15 protein-coding genes are annotated in these 26,009 nt (G+C 55.5%); 4 read left to right on the top strand and 11 right to left on the bottom strand.

Annotated features, from left to right (window positions below):
• The first annotated feature begins 3 nt into the window (after nt 1-3).
• The 3 genes from ACHZB8_RS04450 to ACHZB8_RS04440 all read left to right on the top strand — a co-directional run bounded on the left by ACHZB8_RS04450 (nt 4) and on the right by ACHZB8_RS04440 (nt 3,448).
• Nucleotides 4-1,155, top strand: a complete 1,152-nt coding sequence (locus ACHZB8_RS04450; RefSeq protein WP_316858935.1) for a sialidase family protein — start codon at nt 4-6, stop codon at nt 1,153-1,155.
• Nucleotides 1,156-1,197: 42 nt separating this feature from the next.
• A complete protein-coding gene (locus ACHZB8_RS04445) occupies nt 1,198-2,475 on the top strand; it encodes a four-carbon acid sugar kinase family protein (RefSeq protein WP_316858934.1) in 1,278 nt (425 codons plus the stop codon).
• Nucleotides 2,476-2,563: 88 nt separating this feature from the next.
• Nucleotides 2,564-3,448 (top strand): dihydrodipicolinate synthase family protein, encoded by an 885-nt coding sequence (locus ACHZB8_RS04440; protein ID WP_316858933.1) that lies wholly within the window; start codon nt 2,564-2,566, stop codon nt 3,446-3,448.
• 412 nt (nt 3,449-3,860) lie between these two features.
• Here the strand turns inward: ACHZB8_RS04440 and ACHZB8_RS04435 are convergent, their stop codons facing one another.
• The 4 genes from ACHZB8_RS04435 to ACHZB8_RS04420 all read right to left on the bottom strand — a co-directional run bounded on the left by ACHZB8_RS04435 (nt 3,861) and on the right by ACHZB8_RS04420 (nt 13,581).
• The gene (locus tag ACHZB8_RS04435; protein WP_316858932.1) at nt 3,861-4,814 is read right to left on the bottom strand and encodes an aldo/keto reductase; all 954 of its coding nucleotides are present in this window, start codon (nt 4,812-4,814) and stop codon (nt 3,861-3,863) included.
• A gap of 88 nt (nt 4,815-4,902) precedes the next feature.
• Nucleotides 4,903-9,399 carry a caspase family protein gene (locus ACHZB8_RS04430; RefSeq protein ID WP_316858930.1) on the bottom strand — a complete coding sequence of 1,499 codons (4,497 nt, stop codon included), beginning with the start codon at nt 9,397-9,399 and terminating at the stop codon, nt 4,903-4,905.
• Between the two features lie 181 nt (nt 9,400-9,580).
• Entirely contained in the window at nt 9,581-11,662 is a 2,082-nt protein-coding gene (locus ACHZB8_RS04425) for a mechanosensitive ion channel domain-containing protein (RefSeq protein ID WP_316858928.1), read from the bottom strand.
• Between the two features lie 143 nt (nt 11,663-11,805).
• Nucleotides 11,806-13,581 (bottom strand): alpha/beta fold hydrolase, encoded by a 1,776-nt coding sequence (locus tag ACHZB8_RS04420; RefSeq protein WP_316858927.1) that lies wholly within the window; start codon nt 13,579-13,581, stop codon nt 11,806-11,808.
• 155 nt (nt 13,582-13,736) lie between these two features.
• Between ACHZB8_RS04420 and ACHZB8_RS04415 the strand changes: the two genes are divergently transcribed.
• Nucleotides 13,737-15,935 (top strand): caspase family protein, encoded by a 2,199-nt coding sequence (locus ACHZB8_RS04415; RefSeq protein ID WP_316858926.1) that lies wholly within the window; start codon nt 13,737-13,739, stop codon nt 15,933-15,935.
• A 77-nt stretch (nt 15,936-16,012) separates the two neighbouring features.
• Here ACHZB8_RS04415 and ACHZB8_RS04410 read toward each other — a convergent pair whose 3' ends face one another.
• The 7 genes from ACHZB8_RS04410 to ptsP form a co-directional block, all read right to left on the bottom strand.
• A complete protein-coding gene (locus ACHZB8_RS04410) occupies nt 16,013-17,212 on the bottom strand; it encodes a GGDEF domain-containing protein (RefSeq protein WP_316858925.1) in 1,200 nt (399 codons plus the stop codon).
• Nucleotides 17,213-17,502: 290 nt separating this feature from the next.
• The gene (locus tag ACHZB8_RS04405; RefSeq protein ID WP_316858924.1) at nt 17,503-18,897 is read right to left on the bottom strand and encodes an NAD(P)/FAD-dependent oxidoreductase; all 1,395 of its coding nucleotides are present in this window, start codon (nt 18,895-18,897) and stop codon (nt 17,503-17,505) included.
• Entirely contained in the window at nt 18,894-19,259 is a 366-nt protein-coding gene (locus ACHZB8_RS04400; protein ID WP_316858923.1) for a (2Fe-2S)-binding protein, read from the bottom strand. Before ACHZB8_RS04400 ends, ACHZB8_RS04405 begins: the two co-directional genes overlap by 4 nt.
• Nucleotides 19,234-20,334, bottom strand: coding sequence for an FAD-dependent oxidoreductase (locus tag ACHZB8_RS04395; RefSeq protein WP_316858922.1), 1,101 nt, complete (start codon nt 20,332-20,334; stop codon nt 19,234-19,236). The genes ACHZB8_RS04400 and ACHZB8_RS04395 overlap by 26 nt, the downstream gene beginning before the upstream one ends.
• Before the next feature lie 377 nt (nt 20,335-20,711).
• On the bottom strand, nt 20,712-21,620 hold the full coding sequence (gene pfkB / locus ACHZB8_RS04390) for a 1-phosphofructokinase (protein WP_316858921.1): 909 nt from the start codon (nt 21,618-21,620) through the stop codon (nt 20,712-20,714).
• Complete coding sequence (locus tag ACHZB8_RS04385) at nt 21,617-23,314, bottom strand: zinc-binding dehydrogenase (RefSeq protein ID WP_316858920.1); 1,698 nt, start codon at nt 23,312-23,314, stop codon at nt 21,617-21,619. Before ACHZB8_RS04385 ends, pfkB begins: the two co-directional genes overlap by 4 nt.
• A 60-nt stretch (nt 23,315-23,374) precedes the next feature.
• Complete coding sequence (gene ptsP, locus ACHZB8_RS04380) at nt 23,375-26,008, bottom strand: phosphoenolpyruvate--protein phosphotransferase (RefSeq protein WP_316858919.1); 2,634 nt, start codon at nt 26,006-26,008, stop codon at nt 23,375-23,377.
• Nucleotide 26,009: the final 1 nt, after the last annotated feature.

The following is a 26,009-nucleotide window of genomic DNA, read 5'->3' as shown; positions in this document are numbered from 1 at the left end:
CACTTGCTCAAAATAATCAGCCACCCGCGCGACATGGTCGAAGCGACCGACAGGGGTGGGCACAGTTTCGATGGTAAGACTATGAAGATTGAAGAGTCCAATAACATACCGACACCCTGCCTGAGCAACCATGCCTCCAATTTGCTGGAACTGGACAATGGTGACCTGCTGTGCACCTGGTTTGGTGGCAGCATGGAAGGGTCGGCAGACATCAATATCTATCTCTCGCACCATGATCGGGCGGCGGGAAAGTGGACCCCGGCAATCCGGATGAGTGAGGACAAGGACCGTTCGGAACAGAACCCGGCCCTGTTTCAACATCCGAATGGCGAAATCTGGCTTCTCTATACCGCACAGGTCGGAACAGATCAGGGCACGGCCCTTGTCCGTTGTCGCCGCTCAGCGGATCAGGGCGTCACATGGTCGCCCATCGAAACCCTGTTCGACAAGCAGGGAACCTTCATTCGACACCCTCCCGTGGTGAATCCCCAAGGGCATCTTCTGATGCCGGTCTGGCACAGCAATATCAAGAATGCCTTTGGGGATGATTTCTCCTTGGTGCAGATTTCCCGAGACGGGGGGAAAAGCTGGCAGGAAACCGAAGTTCCACAAAGCGCCGGCTGCGTGCATATGGACATCATGCCCAGTTGCAAGGTGGCCTTTTATCGCCGCCGCAGGGCTGACCGCATTTTCCGTTCACTCTCCGATGACGGGGGGCTCAGCTGGTCTGCACCCGAGCCGACCGAACTACCCAACAACAATTCCTCGATCCAGGCCTGCGAGCTGAAGGATGGTCGTATCCTTCTTATCTATAATCATATCGGGGCCACTGGAGCGGCCGGTGAAAGCTCGGTTCCCCCTTGGGTTCAGGATCGGCAAGGTTTTCTCGACAAATGCCAGATCACCGAGACAAGCGCTGTCTGGGGAGTGCCCAGAAATCCGTTGATCATCGCCAGTACGCGCGACCTTGGCAAGACATGGACGCGGGAACTCGTGCTGGAAGCAGACGCCACATTACGGTCCGATCATGACAAGAATGGTGCCTTTACTGGCGACTATTCCTACCCTTCGATTATCGAAACTGCCGATGGCCACGTGCAGGTCAGCTATTCCTATCTGCGCGACTTCATCATGCATCGCACATTGAGCCTGTGATCACCCCCGAAACAAGGGATCTGCACCCAGAAAGGGGGAGATGTGGAACAAGTCGAAAAACTGGCGATCATCGCAGATGATTTTACCGGAGCGGGAGATGCCGGTGTTCATTTCTCGCGTTGCGGCACACCAACAAAACTGTTTTTGCATCTCCCCTCGCCTGACAGTCTGGCAGGTCAGGAGGGCACGGTATCCATCACCACCGAAACGCGCTTCCTGAGCGTTGAAGACGCAAGAGAGACCGTCTCGAACATGGTCCGGCGTTGCCGCGAAGCGGGTTTCGAACGTTTCTACAAAAAAATCGACTCCACCATGCGGGGCAATCCCGGCGGAGAAATCGAAGCTGCGCTAGAAGCCTCGGGCTGTCGTGCTGCGCTCGTCTGCACCGCGATGCCAGAGACAGGCCGGAGCTGTGAGGGCGGGACTATCTATCTTGACGGACAGCCATTGCATTTGACCGAGATTGGAAGCGACCCCTTTCATCCTCTTTCGATGTCCAACGTGGTAGATCTTGTGCATCTTCAAACGCACATGAAGAGTGCCAATCTGCCCATCGCGGCAATCGAGGCCGGAGCGCAGGCCTTGCAAGAGCGCATCGGGGCAATGCTTGAGGACGGCGTGCGGCTGATCGTGGCCGATGCAACGCTGAGCGACCATCTCGACACTCTGGCACAGGTTGTTCGGCAGCTCGATCTGCTGCCGGCAGGAGCTGGCGGTTTTGCCCGCGCCATTGCTCACTGTCTCTCAAACGTCCACCGCCCGACCTTGGCACAAGAACACGTCCAGATGGATGGCCCGCTTCTCTCGATCATTGGGAGCCTTACCAAAACATCGCTGAGACAGGCCGACATAGCAGAAAAAAGCGGCCTTTACCAGACCATATCGATCCCGCCCAGAGGATCGGCGCAGGAGATCGCGACCATCTGCCGGGATCAAATGCATGGTTCCAATCTGAGCGAGGCCAATATTCTCTTGCGTGTTGAGAATGGCAAATCAAGCGCGAGCGTCACGCGGGAACAGGGCGATCATGTGGCCCATTTGCTTGCTCAGGCAGCCACCGAGATTTGTAAACGCCTGCCGATCAAGACGATTTTCAGCACGGGTGGCGGCACGTCGATTGTCGTTGCCGAAGCGCTTGGCATCGGTTCGATCCGCCTCATGGATGAGTTGATGCCGGGCATTGTGCTTGGCGCCTGTCAGGCGAACCGAAACAATATTGACTGGTTCATTTCCAAGGCCGGAGGATTTGGAAATGACACCCTTTTGACAGACATAGCCGGGCTTCTGTCCGATCCGCTCCTGGAGGAATGCGGGTCATAGAACACCTCTCAGGCGTCAGGTCTGTCCCTCGCCCACGACCGGGGACCCGATTTGAGGATACTGGTCTTTGTTACTGCTGGAGGCAAGAATGGAAAAATTTGATGCGTATGTCGCCATAATCACCTGCTTTGGCAGCGACGATCAGGTCGATTATTCCGCAGTGCGAAGACAGGCAAGACGGCAAGTGGATGCTGGAAATTCCATTCTGGTCGGCGATGTCATCGGCGACTTTGCCAGTCTGTCCCAGGCTGAACGGGTAAGGCTTTGCGCCGAGGTGATCGAGGAAGTGGATGGCAAGGTGCGCGTGATGGCCAATATCGGTGCACCATCTCCCTATCAATCCATTCTTCTAGGCAGGGAAATGGCCAGCTTGGGCGTTGATGGCGTGAGCGTGCTCCCCCCGTGCTACGTTCCACACACACAGCAAGACCTTATCCGTCATTTCACCCGAATTGCCGACAGCTTCGAATTGCCCGTCTATCTCAACACTTTACCCACCGTCAATTTCAACCGGATCGAACCGTCGACCGCTGCGCTTCTGGCAGACCATCCCAATATCTGCGGCATCAAGGAAAGCAGTGGCAATGAAGCGCAATTCATGGACTTTCTCCAGATCGGAAAGGAGAAATCCGGGTTTGATGTCTATGTCGGCAGCGATGCGCTTGTCTATGCCGGTCTCTCGGAGGGTGCCAAGGGCTGCATTTCCGATCTGGGCAATATCCTGCCGAAGACCTTTCATGCCATTTGCTCGCATTTCTCCTCCGGTGCGCAAGAGCAGGCAATGAAAAGTGTTGCCCTGTTTGCTGCGCTATGCAGCGACCTTGAAGCCCTTGGCCCCTCACCCCAGTTGATCAAAAGGCTTCTGTATCTCGTTGACGAGAGCATCGGGACGGGTCGATCACCGATGCTGGAGGCAAGTGCAGACCTGGATATCCGGATCCGGGCCATCATCGAAAAATTCGCCATTATCTGACACGATCACTATCTGACACGGTCACGGCGATCCGAATGTGAAAGTGCAATCCTCTCACCGGGCAGACATGGCCTGCACTTTGAGGCGATGGCCGGTCGTCAGAACGCGTGAGGAAGCGGGCGTCACCGCTGCCTGTCTCGGTAAAAAAACCAAGCTCTTGAAGACTTGCCTTGGCAGCGAGCTTCTCAAAGACAAGACACGTCTTCTGTCTGAGCCTTTTCTCTGCTCCTTTTGCCTTGCGTCTGCTGCCCGCTCGCCGCCCTCCCGCTCCCCACGTTCACTTGGCGAGGGCAAAAGGGAAAGACCCCGGCTCCGCATCCGCTTTGCGACCTTGTTGCAGCAAGAGCAGGAAGAAAATCGGGGTCAAACAGAGAGCGTGTTCCATTCAGGACATTGGATGATTGGTGGGGCCTTATGCGCCTGCCTTATCGAGCCGTGCGATGTCTTCTTCGCTCAATCTGAGCGATGCGGCCTTGGCGAAACTTTCGACCTGCGACACGCTGGTGGCACTTGCGATGGGAGCGGTAACACCTCTCGTCTGAATGAGCCAGGCAAGGGAAACCTCAGCCATCGAGGCCTGATGCTGGCTGGCAACATCATCGAGAATATCAAGCAGGCGCATACCGCCCTCAGTCAGATATTTCTCCACCATGCCACTGCGCTTGCGCCCTTCCAGATCCGCCCTGGAGCGATATTTGCCGGTAAGGAACCCCGCGGCCAGACTGAAATAGGCGATCACGCCGATATTTTCCTTGATGCAGAGATCCTGCAAGGCGCTGTCAAAGCCTTCTCGCTTGTAGAGGTTATATTCCGGCTCCAGCACCTGATAGGATGGCAGACCATTGGCCTTTGAGACCTCAAGCGCCGTGCTCAACAATTTGACATCATAGTTGGACGCACCGATGGAGCGGATCTTGCCAGCCTTCAGCAACCTGTCATAGGCGCCAAGAGTGTCGGCATGATCGGCTTCAGGGTCTGGCCAATGGGAAAAATAGAGATCGATCTCGTCGATGCCCAAACGGGCAAGGGAGTTGTCGACCTCCTTGAGGATCCATTTGCTGGAAAGGCCCTTCTCGCCCGGACCACCCATGTCGGAGCCGACCTTGGTGAAGAGTTTCACCTTGTCGCGCATGCCCGGTCTCGACTTGAACCATTTGCCAAGAATGGTTTCGGATTCCCCACCCTTGTTGCCTTCGGCCCATCTTGAATAGGAATCGGCTGTATCGATGGCATCAAAGCCATGATCGATAAAGGCATCCAGCACGCGAAAGCTCTCCGCCTCGTCCGCTGTCCAGCCAAGCACGTTGCCGCCAAAGACGATCGGCGCAATGTCAAAACCGGTTGTTCCCAAGGGCTTCTTGTTCATATGCTTCCTCCTTCATTCTGTTTGGCATATTGCCTTTGCGGCGCGGAGGGACGCTGTCCGTTGAGCCTGATGCGTCGGTCGCTCGCCTTTACTGTTTATCGGCCGTATCTCCACCGGGTGCAAGATAGGGTTTTACCCCTTTACCTGATCTCTTGAAATCAAACAGGGAGGGTCTTTGCAAATAGCGGGTTTCGCTGGTCTGTTTTTCTGCCTCGCCACTGACGACAAAGGACATGCTCATGCCGCCGCGCCCCAGTGGCTTGAAAGACTTGGAGACGATTTCCTCATACAGGGTCGGCACGCGCTCTTCGCCATAGTTCAGCAATTCGGCAAAGGAGATCTGTCTGTCCGCCGGAGCCCTGTCGGCTTGCAAGCCTTCGAGGCCTTCCCGGAAGAGAGCATAGCTGAGCGCCCCATGACGCAGCAGGCTTGATTCCATCGCAACCCCTTCGGCCTGACTTGCGGTCAGAATACGCATGCCCTTGTCATAGGCAAGCTGTCCAAGCCCCCGGCTTCCCATCGGACCGGGTTTGAAGCCGTTGCTGTTGACCGAGGCTGCGGAATTGCAAGCGTCGATGATCAGGATGATGTCATCGGACTGGATATCGAGAAACAGGTCTGCCAGCCTGCTGCTGCCAAGCGCACGAGACAAGGTCTCTGCATTTATCTGCCGTCCTTGTTGCGTCTGGTCAAAATCTTTCGGGAACAGATAGAATTGGCCATCGCGGCTGGCAAGGCCATGACCTGCGAAGAAGAAAAAGACCATGTCTTCAGGCCTTGCCCGCGCAAGCTTTTCCGCATTTGCCACACCGGCAAGCGCGGCAGGATCGCCATGCCCGCCACCCAATATGTCAAGGACCGCAGCAATCTGCGCCCTGGTTCCGTTTTGCTCTGCGTCAGCACTTGAGGATACCAGCTTGACCGGCAACACCTTGTCAAACAGGCCACTGCCCTCAAGCCCCATGGCCACATCATCAGCTGACACCGAGGCATCGGCACCGGCAAAATTGAGATTCCATGCCGGATTGTCATAGAGATCAATGCCGACGCTGATCACATAGGCGGTGCGGCTGGCCGGGCTATCCGTCTCCGCAGGCTCTGGAAGCCTGTAAGCCTTGCTAACGGTTTCGCTTTTGATGCCTTCGCGGTTGAAGGCATAAGCGGAAAAGGCGGTCGTTTGCTCCCTGACCTCGCTGGCCTCCTCGTTCGATTGTGTTTCGGCCCTTGGCAAAAGGATGTTGTCAAAGCGGATCGCGCGGTTGCCCGCCTTCTCTTCTTCTGTCGGGGTGTGCTGGCCGACAAGCTGGCCATCGCGGAACAGCTTGATGGTGCCGATACCGCTCGTTCTGTCATCCTCTTGGGTTTCGGAGAACTCGACCGACACGCTCACTGTGCCCGGATGGCCAGCATCCGTTTCAATCGCACCAATCTGCAAGCGCGGTTGCAACCGGTTGATGTCAGCGAGCTTGGGCAGGCTCGGGAAATCCTCTCCATTCAGCAGACGTGGCAAAAGGGTTGGCTCGTAATATTCGCGATAGAAAAGCTCTAGCGGCAAGACATGGTTCGGCTCATCGGGCATCACCCAGCCAAGGGCAGGAAAATTGCCCGGATCAGATGCATCATAGCGCCCGTCCTCATCGATGACAGCCCAACCGCCATCAAGCAAGGAGGCAAGGCTGGCAATCTTTTGCCCGTCCTCCACACGCCAGAGACTGACAAGACCGCTTGTTTCGGAAAGCGCCAAAAGCTTGCCGTCGGGTGAAAAAGATCCTCTTCCTCCGAATACATCGAGAATATGGACCTTGCTGCCACCATTCCTTGTGTCCCAAAGCATGCTGCGGCCATCATAGCCATTCAACAGAATGAGGCCCGGCACGGCATCGAATTGCGCACTGCTCAGACTTATGCCCAAACGGGAAACAGGCCCGGCTGTTGTTTCTCCCAAATCATCCAGAAGGGCGAATGTGTTTTCATCTGCGGTTGACAGGATCCTGGCCGTGCCCACTTTGCTTTTGACAAGAACAGCGTCTTTGACGACGGTCAGTTGCTCACCCGTTTTGGCGTCCAGAACGAAGACCCGATCACCGCCGACATATTCAAAAACCAGAATCTTCGTACCATCTTCCGAGAAGGACATCTCGTGATGGTATCCGTCCTCTACCACCTTTGTTGTCCAGAGACGTTTGCCGGTCCCGACCTCAATCATCGTGATCTCTTTGGAAAAAGCCAGAATGCGTGAGCCATCAGGGGAGAGCAGATAATTTGGATAGCTGTTATCGTTGCCCCCTTCGAGGGTGAAGTTGGCCTTGAGCCCTCTCTCGCCCCGATCAATGGCCTCCATGTCAAATATCCGAAAAAAGACATCATCAAGCCAGCTGACATAAAGCAGATCTTTTCCGTTTGAAACGCCATCGGTTTCAAATCTGGTGGTCTTTTCGCCATCCTTTTCCCATCTGATGCGATGTTCCCCTGTCTTGCGGCTGTCATAGCACAGCGTGCCCCTATCCTTTTTGCCGGGGCATCGGAAAAGTCGGCCATGCTGGGTTACAAATTGCCGATTCTTATCAATCGAACCGGCAACAGAGCTCACTTTGCCCGAGAGCAGATCCCAACTGGCCTCTTTGATTTCACCATTAATATAAAGCACGTTGCTGTCTTTTGAGAAATAAAGACTCTTGGGTGACAGGCTGTTGGTGGATATGGTGCGAAGCAACTTGTTGTCCGCCAGAGACCAGACCTCGATGCGGCTTTTGATGGACACTTCCTTTTTCGAAAAGAAATCTCTATGAGAGGCGATATAGAGTTCGTCTCTGGGTTGGTAATAGCCAGCAATCCAATAGGTGAAATCTTTTTCGCCTGAGCCCAGTTCAGGCAACGGATCGCTCAGCGACCTTTTCGCTCCATCAAAAATGACACGAGAGGAAACGGCAGACAAGCGAGGCCGGTTTTCGATCAGGAAGCGGGTGCCATCAAGGGGAATGATCCTGACCTCGTCTTTGTCTGTACCCGTTTTGAAACGTTCGATGACATCTCCACTTTTGGCGTCAAAAAGCTCTATTTCCCCTCGGTCGAGCCCCCAAAGACCGATGCCATTGTCGCCAAAAGCCAAAGACAGGCGGTGTTTTCTGGCACCTATCTTGATGGCTTTTTTCTTCTCGATGTCGATGAGAAGCGCTTTCCCGTCCGCCAAAAGAATGCCCGCGAACCGACCATCTGGAGAGATTGCGGTGCTTACTGCGCCATCGCTATACCAAAAATCAGGCACGTCAAGCTTTTCTCCTGTAAAATCGGCAATTTCATGCATGTCGCCAATCATGCAAGTCGCCGTCGTACAGGCGAGTAACTGATCGCTGTCACCAATATAGGACACAAGAGTAAAGTTGCTTGCAGGCAGTGACGCGATCTTATTGCCACTCATCACATCCCAAAGGGTGAAGCTGTTATCATCGGTAAAGAGCGTTTTGCCGTCGGGCGAAAACTGGAGCATCCTGACCGATTCCCCGGCTGCAACAGAGCGCAATTGCCGCCCGGTCTTTGTTTCCCAGATATGGGTGCGCCCGCCTACCGCCGTCCCAGTTGTTGCAAAAAGTGACCCATCGGGAGAAAAGACGATCTTGTCGATCAGGGAATGGTGTCCTTGCGTCAGAGCCAGAACCGGCTTGTCTTCCCTTTCATCGGGTTTAATGAGAGCTTCGGGAGTTTCCACCTCATCGCTTGCAAAAATGTGGATGCTCTGATCCGGATAATTGATCGCGACAAGCATTCCATCGGGTGAGAGCACGGCGTTTTTGAAATAGGGCTTGCCATCAAATCCAAATGGCATGAGGGCCTTGTCGGGAAACAGCTGGTTGGTAATCACCTTGTCAGCCAGCAAATCGACGATAAAAAGGCCTGCCCCTTTGTCTGTGGCAAACCAGAACATGGTGCGTGGGCCCCGCGCTGTTTGGCGAAAATCGACGAATTCAGGGAAAAACTCCTCCTTGAGTGTCATATGTCTGGAATTGAATGTCCTCATGTCGCGGACACCCAAGGAGAATTTTTTTTCCTTGTTATGTTTATAGAGATAGGCAACGAGGTCGGCCTCCTCAGGAGTGCTCTCATTTGGTCTTGGTGGCACTTCGTCTGTTGCTTCGAATAGCGCCGAGCCGGAAATGGCAAATTTGCTGGTAACAAGGTATGTTTCAGGGTCTGGGCTGTCAGGAGACATGATCCAGTTTGTCAGATCGGTTTTTGCCTGATGGCGGGGAGCATCCTTTTCTCGCCAATCAACCGCAACCGCAACAATCTTGTTCTCCACATTCTCACCAGTTACCAGATAGCGCCCGTCTCGACTGAGGCTCAGAGATTGCCACTTGCCCTTGATCCGGTTCTTGACCGGAGCATTGATATCCTCGGCATCAATGATTTCAACCCCTTCCGAGCGATAGGCAACCGCCACAGAATGACCGTCACCAAGGAAGGTGAGGCCTGTCACAAAATGAGGAAGATCATAACTGAAAATGAGAGATTTAGTTGAAAGGTCATAGATCTTCAGATCTTTGAGGTAAGTAATGGCGAGCTTCTGGTTGTCTTCAGAGAAAGCCATTTTCGCACTCCCCCCTATATCAATCCCTTGAAGGGTTGCGATGGGGGTGAGCGCCCTAGCGGGCAGCAGACAGGCAGCAGAGAACAGGAAGACAATGAAAAGGGACACAACGGGTTGAAAAATAAAAGTGCGCAGTCTTTTGTCCATCATGAAATATTCCAAAACAACTTTAGCAAAATATCTATTCAGCTTCATCTATCTCTACCCCGTCAGGCCCGCCTAGAAGGCGAAACTCCCGAATGGCGAGGGAAACGCCAATCTCGTCCAGCATCTTGTGCACGCCATCCTGAACAACATGACGCAAGGTGAATTGCTCACCGGGAATGCACTTATAGATGACACGAATGATCATGGCATGATCTTCGATCCGCACGATGCCGCAATAATTGAGCGGAGCCACAAGGCGAGGACCATGCTCGGGATCGGCCAGCAATTTGTCGCTGTAATCGGCGAATGTCTTTTGAAGCAGGTCCGTATCTGTATCGAGCGGAAGTCTGAATTCCATTTCTGCGGCAATCCATTGGCGGGAATGGTTGGCAATGGTGTGAATCTCGCCGAAGGGCACCGTATGCAGCGCCCCCAGATAATGGCGGATCTGAAGCGAGCGAATGCCTGCCCTCTCGATGGTTCCGGTGACAGTGCCGACATCGACCAGTTCTCCCACCCGAAACGCATCATCGATCAGGAAAAAGACGCCCGAGACGATATCCCTGACGAGCGCCTGACTGCCCATGCCGAAAGCAAGGCCGATGACCCCGGCACCGGCGAGCAGCGGCACCACATTGACCCCGATTGCCGAAAGCCCGATCAGCGTGGCGATGGTGGCGATGGTTGCCAGCATGACAGAGCGGATGAAGGGCAGAAGCGTCGCGATGCGGTCACGCTGCACCGCTTTGAGCCCTTCGGCTCCATCCCTTGGGGTTGCGGCCCGCAACAGGATCCGGTTCGAGCTGATCACCACCAGATGCCACAGCACATAGGCGATCATCAAGGTGGCGGCAAACTGGACAAGAGCCAATCCCACGCGTTTGGCACGGGGATCGACCAGACCGTCCCACGGGCCGCTCCACAATCGGAACAGGGCAAAGAAGACGATCAATGTCGCGGCGCTCTGCCCCAATTTTGAGAAAAATTGCGGAAAACTGTCCGTTGCATCGAAGGAGGAAGGAGCGATAGCTCTGGAGGCTGCCACCTCTTCGGCAAGTTTTTCTCTGTCGCGCGTGTCAGCGTGAGCAGCCCAGTCATCGATGATGAGGCAGATGACGACGAGAGCCATCAGGATGATGATGGTGAAAATGGCGTCGAGCCCGGCTTTCGGTTGCCCCAACAGCAGCAGTACAGAGGTCACGAACCAGGACAGGCAAACATAGATGATTGCAAACCAATGCCAGACACTGGCAAAGGAGCGCCAACCAGTGCCGCGTATCCGACCCGACGGATCCCGGCCCAGAATGCTGGCAATGGTGGCCCTGTTCCTGAAACAGGTCACGATCACCAGAGCAGCCACAAACAGGCGGAAGGACAGGGCGAAAATCAGCGTGGCCCCTTCGCTCAATCCTCCGCTTTCAAACAGCATCGAGGTTGACGTGAAGAAGAAAGCGAGCGCTGCGATCAAAACGATATTGCCATAAAGCCTTCGGGCGTCACCATCCTTGAGCGCGACGATACGCATCTGCGGTTCATGGGGCGCAAGCGGTATGCGAAGCAGGAGCGCAATCAGGCGTGTTGCCAGCAAGGCGGTGAGATAGGTGATGATCATGGTCTGGGCGGCGGGGTCCGATTTGCTGCTCATCAGGAGCGACCAGCCGCCAATGGTTGCGAAAATCACGATGCCGAGCAGATCAAGCACGGAGCGGACGAGATGATTGTTGAAGAGGCCTGCTCGCGATCCGATCCGGAAGCGGTTTGCCACCCGGCGGAAAAGCAATTCAGCCAAAGCCCCGACCGAGAGCCAAATGAGAATGCGGATCAGCGTGTTCTCCAGGCTGAAACCACTTGCTGAAAGTCGTGCAAAGAAGCTTGAGAAATCTTGCCGCACATTGCCAAGGGCTTGCGAGAGCAACAGAAACCTGTCGCCCGCGACGGTGGCCTTCTCAATCACGAAGTCGAGCAGGGTCGAGGTTCCCTGCATGAAGCCACTGACATCGGCACCGGGCGTCACCGGCTCGGTTGCAAAAGAAGGCACCAGAACAAACAGCGCTGCGGCAAACACAATCGAAAACACAACCGCCCTGAAGGACCGAAAAGCATTACAAAATTTCATTAGGCACATTCACTTTTCTCAATTCAGTGCAGGCAGCTCATGAGGCGCAAATGCCCCCCCTTTTGGGCATAACGTGGCTCATGAAGGGAGGCCTAGCGAAAGCTCCCAGCGCCCTCTTTCCCTTTGCGCTTCCTTGCGGAGGCTCAGTTGAGCAGGCTCACCAATTCCGCTTCATAGGATTTTCTCAAATCTGCATCTGAAACATATTTTTTCACAAAAGCTCTGACATCTTTCAGTGTTGGGCTCGGGATCTGTCTCAGGCTTGCCAGAATTGCAAGAAAGTCACGGCTTGCACAATCACTGTGAGTATATTTCCAGGCGCTCGGGGCTCCGCTTGCACTTGCCTGCTTGACCAGACCACAGCGCTTGTCCGGGTTCGCGTTACGCCAGATGAGAGACATCATGTCGGCAATGGCAGAGCTGTCATCGGCAAAATAGGAATGGGACAGCATATCCGATCCCAACCCGGTCATGTCGATGGTGTCGAAATTGGCAGAGACAGCCTGCTCGCTACCGCCCTGTCCGGCCCTTATGGCATTGCCGTGCAGCTCGCGGGAGGTTTTGAGCGCCCAGTCCTCTTCCGAGGTGTAAAGCGTCAAACGCTTGGCGACAGGTCGGATGGTTTTTGCCATTTCAACGAAGAGACCGGCATCCACATCAGGCGCGGCAAAGAAGACCTGACCAAACAGCGGCCCCTGCTTGACCTTGTCCTGATTGCGCAAGGCGACCAGTTCCAGCGCATCGGTAAGCGCCCGGTTGCCCATGGAATGGGCGACGATATGGATGGTGGTGGCGCCGGATCGTTGTTTGAGATCTTCAAGAAATCCGGCAAGCCGACGGCCGCTCAGGCGCACGACCGCGGTGTCACCAATATAACGGGTCGTCTTGCCTGCCGATGGCCAGGAATAAAGCACCGGAACGCCACTATAATTCATGTCATAGGCAAGCTGAGCGGCCCGTTTGGCGGCGCTATCGAAGGTCACATTGTAACCATGAACGAAGACAAAGGCTTCCTTTTTGCCCTTCTGGGTAAATTCCTTCTGCATGCGCGCAAAATAGCTGTCCACATCCTCGGGTTCAATTTTTTGCACCATCACATGCTTGCTCGGATCGGCACTGAATTCCAGCTTCCATATGGATGGAGCCTCCACAGCTCCGGCAACATGAATTTCGGGCACGCTCACGGTGACCACGCCATATTGCAGATCGCCGCGCTGATAGCCGTAGTAATTGTCAAGATCCTTTGTCTTGGTCTCGGCCCTGTCGGTTGCGTAATAGACTTCGACCTCGCGATAGCCACCCTTGCCATCTGACCGGGCTGCCTTGGCTTCTTCCGGCCGACTTGCCTGCTGTTCGCCTTTTGCCGCTTTTTCATAGCGGCTGGCATCCGCCGCAAGACCGCGCACGGCCGCAAGGCGTGAGAGATCTTCCATGACCCGCGCCACCGCTGGTCCGAATTGCATGCCTTGCCTGCGTTCGGCAAGCTCTTGCTCATAGGCTTGATAGGCCTTGCGGACATTGCCGACCTTATCGAAAAGCGCCCCCAGACGACGATAAAGGGCGGCCAGATTGACCTCCAGCAGATCGCGCTTCATTGCCGCAAAATCAACGGCCACGGCGAGCACCTCGACAGCCTTTGCCTCTTGCCCGCCTTTCTCAAAGAGATCGGCAAGATCGGTATAGAGATCAAACAGGAATTGAGGATCCGTCCCCTCGCTCTTGCGAACCGTTTGAAGGGTCTGCATCAACAGCTCGATTTTTGCAGCGTCATCGGAAACCGACTGCATTTCCAGCTCGAACAGCAGCGGATTGACAGCTTGCTCATTTGTGTTGGCAAAAGCGTTCGGCAAAAAGACCGTTAGCGTCAACAGACATGAAAAGAAGGCACTTGTTCCAAAACGTAAAAATGATACCGTCATCAAAAAACCTCGTGAAACAATAATAATATTTACAGTCATATCCCTATCGTTAAAATGTGGCAACGGTTTGAATTGCCATCATCGTCAAATTCAATATCTCAAACAGTAGTCTTTGTTTTTTCATCTGAATTTTGCCGCCTTGCCAGGAGGTCACATTGCTTGTCCGCTCTTTCATCTTTTCTGTCTTCTTGCTTTTCGGGCTATGCCAGAGCGCAAGTGCAACCACGCGTGCGCTTCTGGTCGGCGCATCCGATTATGACAACAGTTTCGGTATTGCGGATCTCAAGGGGCCAGCCAATGATATCCAGTTAATCAAGGAGATGCTCGACAAACGCGGCATTGATGCTGTTCAGATGCTGCTTGATACTCTTGGCGAGGACAAGAAGCCGACCAAGGCAAACATCATGGCTGCCTTTGCAAGGCTTGCCAGGGAAAGCGAAGCGGGAGATCTGGTCTATATCCATCTCAGCGGCCACGGATCCCGTCAGCCAGATCTGAATGGAGACGAGACGGACGGGCTTGACGAGATCTTTCTGCCCTCCGACGTGAAGAAGACACCTCAAGGGTCGCAAAGCGTGCCCAATGCGCTCGTCGATGATGAAATCGGGGCTGCGCTCGACAAGATCCGCGACAAGGGGGCCTCGGTGTGGCTTGTCATGGACAGTTGTCATTCAGGCGGCGGGTTTCGCGATGTCTCTCGTTTTTCCGCGAGCCGGAATGTTGATCCCGAAACTCTGGGTCTGAATCTCGGTGAGCTGCAAGCCTCCATCGGAAACGAGAAAGGGGACGAGGTCACCTCTGGGCCAGAGATCGAAGGGCGTGGTGGAATCCTCGCCTTTTATGCGGCTCGTTCATCGGAGGTGGCAAAGGAAATCGACCTCAGCGAAGGCAAGGCAAAGGATGATCGCAGCTGGTTCGGGCTTTTCTCGTCAACGCTTGTCAAGACGCTCGAGCGATATCCCAATCTCACCTATCGGCAGCTGTTTCAGGCTGTTTTAAGCGACATCAACAACAATGCCAGCCTTGGCGTTGCGAAGTTGCAGACCCCATCCTGGGAAGGAGATCTCATCGACAGCCCTGCGCTCGGCAGCAAGCAAGGCAAGGCCCGCAGGGCTTTCCTTGTCAAGGGCGACGCGTTGGAGGCAGGCCTTGTGCATGGGGTGCAGAAAGGCTCGCTGGTGGGCCTCATCGGCTCCGACCTGACCAGTGAAGACTATCTGGGCTATGCACAGGTGGAAGAGGTGGAAACCCGCAGCTCCTATCTGAGGCCAGTGGCAAGGGACTGCGAGCCCAACGCCAACGCGCTTTGCGCGCGTTCGGGGCCGCTCTTGCAAGAGGCGCGTTTTGCCCATCTGATCGCCCAGCCGAGGAATCAGGTGATCCGGTTCTCGCCAATTTTCAATCTTGAGACCGAACACCCCTTGAAGGCGGGCGATCCGCTGGTCTCCATCTTTTCGGAAGAATTGCAAAAGGCATCGGACCTTGTCGGGATTTCGGCAGCTCAATCCGAGGCAGCCTATGATGTGCAGATCATTCTCGACCAGGACCATTTGTGGTTCGGACCCAAGGCAACCATTGGCAAGAAACCTGTCGGGCTTCCGCTCCTGATCGACAGAAACCTCAAGACCGAGTTCCCCAAGGCCCTGTCTTCCATCCTCAAGCGCATCATACGGGCCGAGTTTTTCGCGAAATCCATGAATGCCCTCGCTTCGGATGGCGGTTTGTTCAATGAACCCCCGGTCAGGATTTCGGCAGAAGTCGCGGCCAGCAGGCCACAAGACCTCATCTCTTCGTCAGAGGCTGGCTATTCTCCCCAAAGGGAATGTCGTGGTGCCTTCAAGAATATGAATCTCAAAGACAAGGCCGCTCTTGATGCGGGGCAGGATCTCAAACAATGCGACTATCTCGAGTTTGATGCCAAGGGAAGCGCCGGCAATGCGATGGATGTCAATCGCATTCACATCGACCCCAAATATTGCATTCATGCGGACTATGAACTGGTTGAAGGCGACGCCTCGGCCAAGCGTCTGGGAGATCCCATGTTCATTTGTTCCGATTGCCCGGCACCCTACAATTACTCGGCCGGATATGAGCGTGTCTTTGTCATCGCCAGCAAGACACAGGACAATCGGGAGAGCCTCAATCTTACCGGTCTGGTTGAAAACTGTTTTGACGACAGGGACGCACGGTCGGTTTCCGAACGCTCAAGAGATCTGGAACAGGGCTTGAATGCGGTTCTTCAGAAGGCGACACAATCAAGATCCACCATGAGCTTTTCAAGTGCTGTTTCCGATGTCTGGGTGGATGAATTCCAGTGGCGAACGGTGCCAAAGGACTTCGTGCTGGACCAATAGGGATGTGTTTCAAAAAGACCTGCTGGCGGCTTGCCCTTGTGGGCCCGGATGGCTGTGCGTGATGATCGGCAGGGCAATCAGGACGCAAGTTGGTTTGCCTGCTCCGGTGCCCCGGTTGTGGCATGGACTGTTGGCTCGAAAATGATGGTTCTGTTCCGGCCCTGCTCCTTGGCCTGATAAAGTGCCCAATCTGCCATGGTCAGCAATCCCTCAAGAGGCCCTTCCATATCTTCGGTTGATACGATGCCGAAACTTGATGTGACATGGAAGTGATCGCTCTCCTCTGAAAAAGAAAGGTCGGAAACAGCCTTGCGCAGCTTTTCAACCAGCGCGACCGCGCCCGAGCGATCCGTTTCCGGCAACAGCAATGCAAACTCTTCCCCGCCGAGGCGTCCCACGACATCGGAGCTGCGGATATGCGTTTTCAGGCATTTGGCAATACTGGCCAAGACCCGATCACCCACGCCATGCCCGTGTTTGTCGTTGACCGTCTTGAAGTGATCGATATCCAGCATCACGATTGAAACCGGACGATGGTGGCGCCTGCCCTGCTCGATGAATTTGGGGGCGATTTCATAAAAGGCCCGACGATTGAAGAGCCCTGTCAGAAGATCAATCCGGGCGATCAGATCTGCCTTTTTCTTCTCCGCCTCCAACTCCAGACTGAGCGCAAGGGTTCTGATCCAGGTCTTGTGCTGCTCGAAACTGATAACACACATAAACACTAGAATGATCATGAGCATGATCGCGATGATCGAGTTGCTTCTAGTCCCTTGCGAGAAATGATAGATGATCTGGGGTGACACGGACGAGGTTATGAAGATCGGCGGAGCCCATTTCATTTGGTGAAAGGCACTCACCGAACCGGCCGAGAAGCCCAGAGTGACCAGAATGAGATACTCAACTGCCCCTTCAACGCCAATCAAGACATAATAGGAGAAGATCGATGTCAAAAGCACGGCGAGCGCAAAATGCTCGACATAAAAGACCAGTCCCCATCTGACCATTTGCCTCTCTGTCAGAACCGAGCGGTTGAACCAGCGGCAAAGCACCCAGTTGATGGCCACATAAACCCAGAGGACAAGCACGGACAGAAGCGTGACAGGTCTCGTCTCTTCTTGCAGCCCGACAATGATCGGAAGGAAAGAGGCGACCAGCACCGAAACCAGACTCGGAATCCTGTTCTGATAAATAACGCGAACACACTCGGCTCTGATGCGTATCTTGTTGTCCTCAATCTGTGGGCAATCATCAATATTCGTATGAGCGAGAAACATGCCTTGCCTTTTTGTAAATCGGTCAAAACCGGCTGACCATTCAAAAATGTCCGCCCGAATGCAGGTTGTGGCTTTGACCATCCCTCATGGCCGCAACAACAGCGGATACGACAACGGCCCCTTTGTGGGACCGCCTTGCAAATGCTCATGGCCGCATTTTAAGAAGCATGTTAAATGACAGTTTTTTTAATATTGGGTTTCGAAAAGTCGTTTTCTTAACAGACCTGTCCAGAAAGCATGGCTGCGAGAGATATTTCTGCCGCCAAATGCCACTCGTTTCGGATGTGCGATCATGCCTGTGACCGGCTGTCTTCTTCCTGCAAGGAGGCAAGCTCACCAAGAGTTACTGGCTTGAGGGGCGGTCTGATATTGAAATATCCCACCTCGTCCATGCTTTTGCCACTCTGCTCGGCCATCAGCGAAGACACCGTCAGCCCACAGCCCCGACCCTGACAGGGACCCATCCCGGCGCGGGAGAAGGTCTTGAGTTGGTTCGGACCCTGACTGCCCTGTTTTGCAAGGGTGCGAATGGTACCGGCGGTCACCTCTTCACAGCGGCAAATGATGGTCTCATCCTTCGGCGAGATGGCTTCTTTGAAGGGAGGATAGGCCCTGTCCAGAAACGGCCTTGCTGACAGCTCTCGTGCCTTCAAAGCCTGTAGTGATTTGGCTTTGGCCGCCAGCGCAATGGCTGAAATCCTGCCAGCCTGCTCCGCAATCCTCAATGCAGACAGCTTGCCAGCCAGCTCGGCCGCCTTGGCCCCGCCAATCCCGGCTCCGTCTCCCGCGACAAAGACATGGGAGAGGGATGTTTGCCCCCATTTATCAAGATCGGGACAAAAACACGTCTGCTGCTGGTTCCAGCTGTGGGCCAGCCCGAGCGACAGGCTGATCTGGTTGTTCGGCACCACGCCGTGATGCAGCAAAGCTGTTTGGCATTCCAGCCGATGGGGCTTGCCGCGGGCTTCAAAACGGACCGCGCGAAGCATGTCCTCTCCTTCGAGGGAAATGACCTTTGCGCCGGTATAGCGTTTGACCCCGCCCAGCATCAGGGCGGCAAGCAGTTTGCTGCCCTTGAGAAGATAGCGCCAGCCGCGCAAGGCTCCTCCAAGATGGGGCATGGCCGCTGCCATGTCGCCCATGGTCTGGGTCTCGACCATCGCCAGTGGTGGTCTTTTTGCCTTCAGCATCTGGTAGGCCAGCACATAAAGCAGCGGACCGGAGCCGATCAGCACCGCCTCATTCGGGATAAGACCGGATTGCTTGAGCAGGATTTGTCCGGCCCCCACGCTCATCACACTCGGCAAGGTCCAGCCGGGGAGCGGCATGGGACGTTCCACCGCCCCGGTGGCAATCAGAATATGCCCGGCACGGATTTCAAACGAGCAATTGTCTTTCGAATAGGTGATAGTGCCATCCTGCGTCACCTGCCAGACCATGGCGCCGGCAACATGCTCTATCCCGTCCCTTGCCATACGCTTTGCCAAGGGCAAACCGTCGAGATAATCCTGCCCCAAAACGGCCCCGCGCAAGGGCGCGACCCGCTCGACGTCTCGATAGATCTGCCCGCCGAGGGTCGGTTGTTCGTCCAGCAACAAAACCGACAGTCCAAGAGAGGCAGCCTCGTCGGCCGCAGCCATGCCAGCAGGACCTGCTCCGATGATGGCAAGATCAGGATTGCTCATTCTGATGGCTCCTGCGCGTTGAGGGATGGCACGTCTGTTGGGCGAGCTGGCATGGTGATGATCATCCCGGCCTTCACAAATGTTTGGCAAGCCTGCTGAACCATGCCGTCAATCTCGACCAGACAGTCGTAACAGACGCCCATCATACAGAAGGGACCGCGAGGAGAGGCAGAAACCGGGGTCTTGCGGAAGACGCGCACACCGGCGGCCAACAGGCTTGCCGCCAGATTGGCGCCTTCGGGCAGCATATAGTCCTGCCCATCAAAGTGCACAGGCACCAGTGGCTGATCAGGATCGATACCGCCGTTATGGCCATCGTTTTGGCCATCGCTGATATTATGAAAGTCTGAAGCGATCTTCACTGAAAGCCTCCAAATCCGGTGCATCCTGTTTCTTGTCAAACCAGCCCGGCAACAGTCTTGCGTGAACCGCCGCCAGCGTGATGCCGCTGTGGCAGGTCACCAGATAGGCACCTGGCATGGTTGGACTTTCCTGATAGATCGGCTTGCCGTCCCTGGACAGGATCCGCAAGGCGCCCCAGCTTCTCACCAGCTTGACCTTTGCGAGAAACGGGTGGGTACGGATGGCCTGATCGGCCAGAAAGGCAATCCCTTTTGTGGTCACGTCCCGGTTGAAGCCAATCTTCTCGTTGGTCGCGCCGATCTGAATGCCCCCTTCATCGACCTGTCGGGCGGTGACAGAGGGGCGGTTGATCATGCGGGGCAATTTCTCGGTGATGAGCACCTGCCCCCGCTCGGGCTCAAGGGGCGTAACGAAGCCCATTTTCGGACCCAGATCAAGCGCCCCCAATCCGGCGGACAGAATGACCCGGTCGGCCCCGATCCTTGTCCCATCGTCACATGAGAGCGTAAATTGATGCCCCTTTGAAACCGATCTAACCATGTGATTGGAAAGATAGACGCCGCCCATGCGCTGACAGTCGGCATTCAACGCCCGCAACAGTTTGAGCGGATTGAGATGTCCATCCTGATGGTGAAGGATCGCCGATGTCACCTCTGGGCCTACCGTTGGCTCTTCCTTGCGCAGGGCATCGCCTCGCAAGATCTCGAACGGATAATCTCCCCCGAGCTGTTGCTTGAGCTGCTCGTAAACTGCCTGCGTTTGGAGTAGATCGTCATCGGAGAAGAAATACTCGAAGCCGCCATTCTGTTCCAGGCTCACGTTAATGCCGGTCGCATCGGACAACTCCTCGCTGAAATCGCGATAAAGAGAAGCAGAGCGTTGGGTCCATCTGGCATAATGGGGCGCGCCCACCCCTTTGCCCTGAACCCAGATCAGGCCGAAATTTCCCCGGCTCGCGCGATAAGAGCCGTCGCTACCATCGACAATTGTCACCTTGTAGCCTTGCTTGAGCAATCCCCACGCAAGAGACAGGCCCACAACGCCGCCTCCGATAATGGCAAAATCAGTGTTCATGGGAAATCAATCAACCAAACGACAAAGAGGGACAATATCAGGCAAGGAGAGCCCTTGCCCTACCGGGAGACTTCTATCGTCTACAGTTTGGTGACTTTTGCAAGGCTTTCCGTATCCGACTCCTCACCGATATCCTCAAAAATATCAGAGCGATATCGTCATGAGCGGTTTTCACCCAGCCGTTGGCACGGCCTTGCAACCAGTTTGATGCCTTTGCTGGCGCTCTCGTCGGTCAATTCCATACTCTTGCCGACTCTTGCCGAGGGGGGGGGACGTGACAAGGAATGGCTGGCGAAATGCCTGTGGGATAAATCTGCATCGCGTGCGACGAGGACAAGCAAAGTTGCTTGCCCTCCCCCACAGCGCTGTCCCACCACTCAGGGATTGGTGTTCAGCAGTTGCTCGATTTGTTCCATCGTGCCGAGATCGGTTCCCGGCAGGCTGGCGGTTGCAGCACCACAGGCCGCACCGAACCGCACAGCTTCAGCCAGACTGTCACCACGGCTGAGGCTGAAGACCAGCCCAGCCACAAGGGAATCGCCCGCCCCGGTGGGGTTTTTCTCGGTGATGGTCGGGCTTGCAATCCTCTGCGCCCCATCCTCCGAGGAGAAGGCAACTCCGTCCTTGCCGAGGGAAATGACGACTTTTGACGGCCCCAACTCGCCAATCTGGCGGATGCAATCTGCGGCCGACAGGTCCCTGTTGCCCAAAAGCTCATGCGCTTCTTCAAGATTGGGCTTGACCAGTGACGGACGCGCCTTTGCGGCAAGAGCCAAAGCCTCGCCGCTGGTATCCAACAGAACGTGACTGCCACGCTCCTGAATGATTCCGGTCAGTCTTGCATAGACATCCTTGCCGAGCCCCGGCGGCAGACTGCCCGCAAGCACCCACCAGTCTCCCGGTCCGGCCTTGCTTTCAATCTTTGCAAGCAAACTCTCAAGCTCGGCTTGCGAGATTGCTGGCCCGGGGTCATTGACCTTGATGTGGCTGCCTTCCTCATCAGACACGAGGACGACATTGGTCCGGGTCTCGCCCGCAATCTCGGTGAAGTCGACAGCAACACCGAGCGCGTCCATTTGCGAAGCAATCCACTCGCCGCTCTTGCCTCCGGTAAAGCCCATTGCCGTGCTCACGCATCCCAGATTCATCAGCATGCGTGACACATTGAGGCCCTTGCCGCCGCAGTCTTTGCGGCTGGCCGTGGCGCGGTTGACCTCATTGAACTGAAGAGCCGGAGACGTCAGTTCCAGATCAACCGCCGGGTTGAGGGTAAGGGTGTAGATCACTGATCAGCTCCGAAATGGGCAAGCAGGGCTTTCTCGGCTTCTCTGGTCCAGACATTGCCAGCCCCGAGATGTTCGGCAACATCTGGCAGCTTCTCTTTGAGCTCATCAAGACCCATCAGAGGCAAATCCACAAATTGCGGGAAGATGACAATCTTGCCGGGATATTTGCTGTCCATCATCGCCTTGATGCCATCGCGCGCGACATTCATGCCGCCGATTGCAGCCACGCATACGGCGGGTGCAAGATTGCCGGCAACCGTATTTTCCATCACCATGGTCTGGTCATGGATGGTCAGGCCCGAAGTGCCGGTATATTGCATATTGTTCAGATAGACCGGGCTCAGATCAACCTTGGCAAGGGTTCCGTTCGGAACACCGGCAAACAGCACCAGCATGCCGTCCGGCGCCATCAGGGTTGCAGCCTCTTCCATGAGTTTCGCACTTGGAACACAGACCACCACATCGTCTGCACCGGCATTGTTCGTGTTCTGTTTGACACAATCTTCCAGTGACAGCTCGGAATTGGCCGGGTTGAGAGCGATCAGTTCGCGACCATTGGCCTCGGTAAGGGCTTTCAGGCGCGATGTGATTTCTTCAAGGCGCTCATCATTGATGTCGGTGACGATCACGCGGGCCGGACCGTCGGCCATTTCAATGGCACGCTGGACATGCATCTGCCCCATCGGGCCACCTGCACCAATGAAAACAGCTGTCCCCCCTTTGCGCAATTCGCAGCGGTTGCGTTCTTCGCCATAGGAGGCGGCGATATCCGTGCCGCTGGTGCCGATGAAAGCGATATAGTCATAATGCAGACGACCGACATCGGCATCAACCAAGCCGTCCAGCTTGCGGGTGCCAACCATGTTGAGCGTTCCGCGGCGGGCAATGAGGCGGGCGACTTCTGTGACCTGCTCGGCCGATTTTGGTTCGATGAGAACGATATCGTCAAAGCCCTTGCCATCGGTGAATTCTGTCGAGAGGGCATCATAGTCCGCAACGGCAAGACCATTGCGCTCGATTACGGTCTTTCCGGTCTTCTCGGCCAGTGCCTTGATCTCAGCCGGAGCGTCGCTGAGAATGATGGTACCGGCTGCATCGAGCCCTTTTGAAAAGTCGTATGTGCGCTCATGGTCTGCCTGTCCGAGGATCCAGAGGATGCCACCTTCCTTGGGATCAAGACGACGACGCTGGGTATAGGACGCCCAGACGCAGCCCCAAGGCTCGAGCAGAGCGGACTCGACCGTTCCCATGGTCTCGGGCAGTTTGAGCAGGCAGATACCGTGGTCGGTCTCCATCATTTCCTTGCCGATCAGATGATACTGGATAAGACCACCGGGGATCGTATATCCGTAAGCCGTGCTCATGCCATTCTGATAGATGTCGGGCTGTACCGCGTAGCGCTCGCCAACCTTGAACTGATCCTTGAGCGCGTCGCCCACTTCCAGCACGGTCAGGGCGACTTCGTGGCCGAGGCGACCGGGTTCCTTGCTCAGATCCCGGTTATACAATTTGGGATGCTTTCCACCCTGATTGATCAGTTTGACGTCTGAGAAGCACAGGCTGACGGCGTCAATGCGCACCAGAAGCTGTTCGCTGTTCGGCTTCGGAATGTCTATGCTTTCGGGATGTGCATCCTTGCCGATATTTTCCAAACCGGCACCATACATGTTCCAGGTCCAATTTTCATTGGTCATAATATTGCTCCGTTCTTGACTGCTTAACGTCAACTTTGTTCAGGATGCCAGAGGCCCGCGTCAGGCCTCTCGAATGATGTGTCTGACCTCTTCGGGTGTTGCCGCCTCAAGGGCACGTTCAACGACAATCTCCAGATCCTTGCGATCGATCGAGCGCACAAGTTCCTTGACCGCCGGGACATTGACCGGGCTGACGGAGAGTTCCTTTACCCCCAGACCGATCAGGATCTTGGCAAAGTCCGGCTCGGCGACGAGATTGCCACAGACACCGACCCATTTCCCTTCGGCGGTGGCGGCTCTCGTTGTCATGGCAAGCATCTTCAGCAAGGCCGGGCTGTAATTGTCATTTGGTGCAAGCAGATCGGGATTCATCCGATCCATCGCCAGGGTATATTGAGTGAGATCATTGGTGCCGACGGAAAAGAAGTCGGCTTCCTTGGCAAAATGCTCAGCCATCAACGCGGCAGACGGCACTTCGATCATCATGCCAAGAGGGATGACCGGTGCATCAAGAGCGAGCCGGACCTCATCGGCAAGCGCCTTGGCCTTGCGCCACTCGGCAAGCGAGCTGATCATCGGGAACATGATGTGAATGCCGGTCTTGCCCAGATCCGACACCTGAACCTTGGCAACGCGATAGATGGCTTCGAGCTGGCGTTTGAAGATCTCCGGGTGCCGCAGGGACAGGCGAATGCCACGCACACCAAGGAAAGGATTGTCCTCCTTGGACTGCTTGAGCCAGCCAACCGGCTTGTCACCACCGATATCAGAGGTGCGGACAATCAGCGGATGGCTGCCCAGAAGGTCTGCAATGGCAGAAAGCTCTTTGGCCTGATCTTCAACGCTTGGTTCCTTGTCGGCGGTTTCAAACAGAAACTCGGTGCGCAAAAGCCCAACGCCAGCGCCCCCATTTTCGGCGACCTTCCTGGCGTCTTGCACCGAGGCAATATTGCAGACGACCTCGATCTCGATCCCGTCTTTTGTGATGGCCGGTTCATCCTTACTGGCGAATTCGCGCGCCTGCACCAATTGCCATTGCTGGATGCAGGCCTCGACTTGCGCCATGGTATCCGCATCCGGGTCGAGGATCACCTGCTCACTCTGGGGATCGACCGCGACCCGCTCACCTGTCCTGACCGATGTCAGCAAGGAGCTGCCAAGGCCAACCAGAGCCGGAAGCCCGAGGGCCCTTGCAAGGATAGCCATGTGACTGGTCGCCCCGCCAAGCTCTGTACAGATGGCGCGAACCGGTTTCTTGCCCAACTCCGCCGTTTGCGAGGGCGTCAGTTCCCTCGCAATCAGGATGAAGGGCTCATCGGGCCAACGCAGCTCGGTTGATCCGCCTTGCAGTATTGCCACAACACGGCGGCCAATGTCTCTCAAGTCCGCCGCGCGGGCGCGGATGCGTTCGGCGACATTGTCCTCAAGGACCGTTGCCTGCCTGTCGATGGTCTGTTGCCAGGCCCAGGCGGCGCTGTCGCCCTTTTCAATCTGCGCATGGGCCTCTGACAGGATTTCCCTGTCTCTGAGCAATTCGGCCTGAGCCAGAAAAATGCTGGCCTCTTGCGGGGATCTGGTTGCCAGTTCCTCGCTGACGCCTCTGAGCTGCCCGTTCGCCTTGAGAAGCGCGGCATCAAGCGCGCTGCGCTCGCCGGCAACACCCGATCCCGATTTTTCGATGTGAAACTCGCTGGCACTGTCGAGTATGAAGGCATTGGCCATGGCGATGCCCGGAGAGGCCGGAATGCCCTTGAGCAAGGCGCGTCCTTTGGGATCATCAAGAGCAATCAGATCTTCAAGCGGCTGATAGTCGGAGTTGGCCTTTGATGTCTCTTCTACCGGATCTAGCCCTTCGGCCATGGCTTTGGCAATGTGATCGACAGCCTTTCGGGCATCGGGACCACAGGCCGAAATCTCGACCAGATCGCCACATACGGCACCGAGCGAAAGAAGCCGGGTCATTGAGTCCAGGCTCACGCGCAAATCGCCCTTGCCGATCCAAAGCTCGGTGGACTGAAACCCCTCTGCCATTTGCACCAAGAGGGTTGCTGGGCGGGCATGCAAACCTGCCGCGTCGACAATTCTTGCGGTTGCGGTTGCGTCAAAGGACTGATTGCTCGTCTCCGGGATTTCCGGTGGCAAGGATTGATTCAAGGCGGCAGCAATGGTGTCGGCATTGGCGCTTGTTCCGAGTTGGCTGGCCAGAGCCTTGTCCATCACGATGCCGGTCAGTTTTTGCAGCAGCTCGATATGTTCGCTTCCCGCCGCTGCGATGCCAACCGCCAGATGAACCCTGTCGCCCTTGTCATTCCAGATCACGCCATTTGGCAACTGAACGATGACAATGCCTGTCTTGATGACAAGAGATTTAGCCTCATTGACCCCGTGCGGAATGGCGATGCCATTTGCAAGATAGGTGCTGACTGACGCTTCCCGCGCTTCGAGCGCCTGGGTATAGTCTTTTGCAACATATCCCAGTTGCAGCATTTTGCGAGCGATCAGAGACAGCACATCGGCGCGGTTTTCCAGTTTCTGATCGATCAGGATGCCCTCTCGCTCCATCTCGAAGCCGACTGGTGCGGAGGCTGCGAGGGATGCTGTTTCCTGTGCCGTCGCAATGTCTTGCTCTGGCTGGGACGGATTTTCGGCACCTGAGGATGAGCCGACACGTCTTTTTTTGAATTTGGAAAACATC

The sequence above is a fragment of the uncultured Cohaesibacter sp. genome (genome assembly GCF_963556055.3).
Lineage (GTDB): Bacteria > Pseudomonadota > Alphaproteobacteria > Rhizobiales > Cohaesibacteraceae > Cohaesibacter.
Note: the sequence above shows the minus strand (reverse complement) of the source record. Positions and strands in the feature narration are given on the sequence as shown.

Bases quoted from the DNA above. Each gene is read 5' to 3' on its own strand.
- ACHZB8_RS04435 (WP_316858932.1), bottom strand. From the start codon at position 4,814: ATGAACAAGAAGCCCTTGGGAACAACCGGTTTTGACATTGCGCCGATC.
- ptsP (WP_316858919.1), bottom strand. From the start codon at position 26,008: ATGTTTTCCAAATTCAAAAAAAGACGTGTCGGCTCATCCTCAGGTGCC.
- ACHZB8_RS04385 (WP_316858920.1), bottom strand. From the start codon at position 23,314: ATGACCAATGAAAATTGGACCTGGAACATGTATGGTGCCGGTTTGGAA.
- ACHZB8_RS04405 (WP_316858924.1), bottom strand. From the start codon at position 18,897: ATGAGCAATCCTGATCTTGCCATCATCGGAGCAGGTCCTGCTGGCATG.
- ACHZB8_RS04430 (WP_316858930.1), bottom strand. From the start codon at position 9,399: ATGGCTTTCTCTGAAGACAACCAGAAGCTCGCCATTACTTACCTCAAA.
- ACHZB8_RS04440 (WP_316858933.1), top strand. From the start codon at position 2,564: ATGGAAAAATTTGATGCGTATGTCGCCATAATCACCTGCTTTGGCAGC.
- ACHZB8_RS04425 (WP_316858928.1), bottom strand. From the start codon at position 11,662: ATGAAATTTTGTAATGCTTTTCGGTCCTTCAGGGCGGTTGTGTTTTCG.
- ACHZB8_RS04410 (WP_316858925.1), bottom strand. From the start codon at position 17,212: ATGTTTCTCGCTCATACGAATATTGATGATTGCCCACAGATTGAGGAC.
- ACHZB8_RS04395 (WP_316858922.1), bottom strand. From the start codon at position 20,334: ATGAACACTGATTTTGCCATTATCGGAGGCGGCGTTGTGGGCCTGTCT.
- ACHZB8_RS04420 (WP_316858927.1), bottom strand. From the start codon at position 13,581: ATGACGGTATCATTTTTACGTTTTGGAACAAGTGCCTTCTTTTCATGT.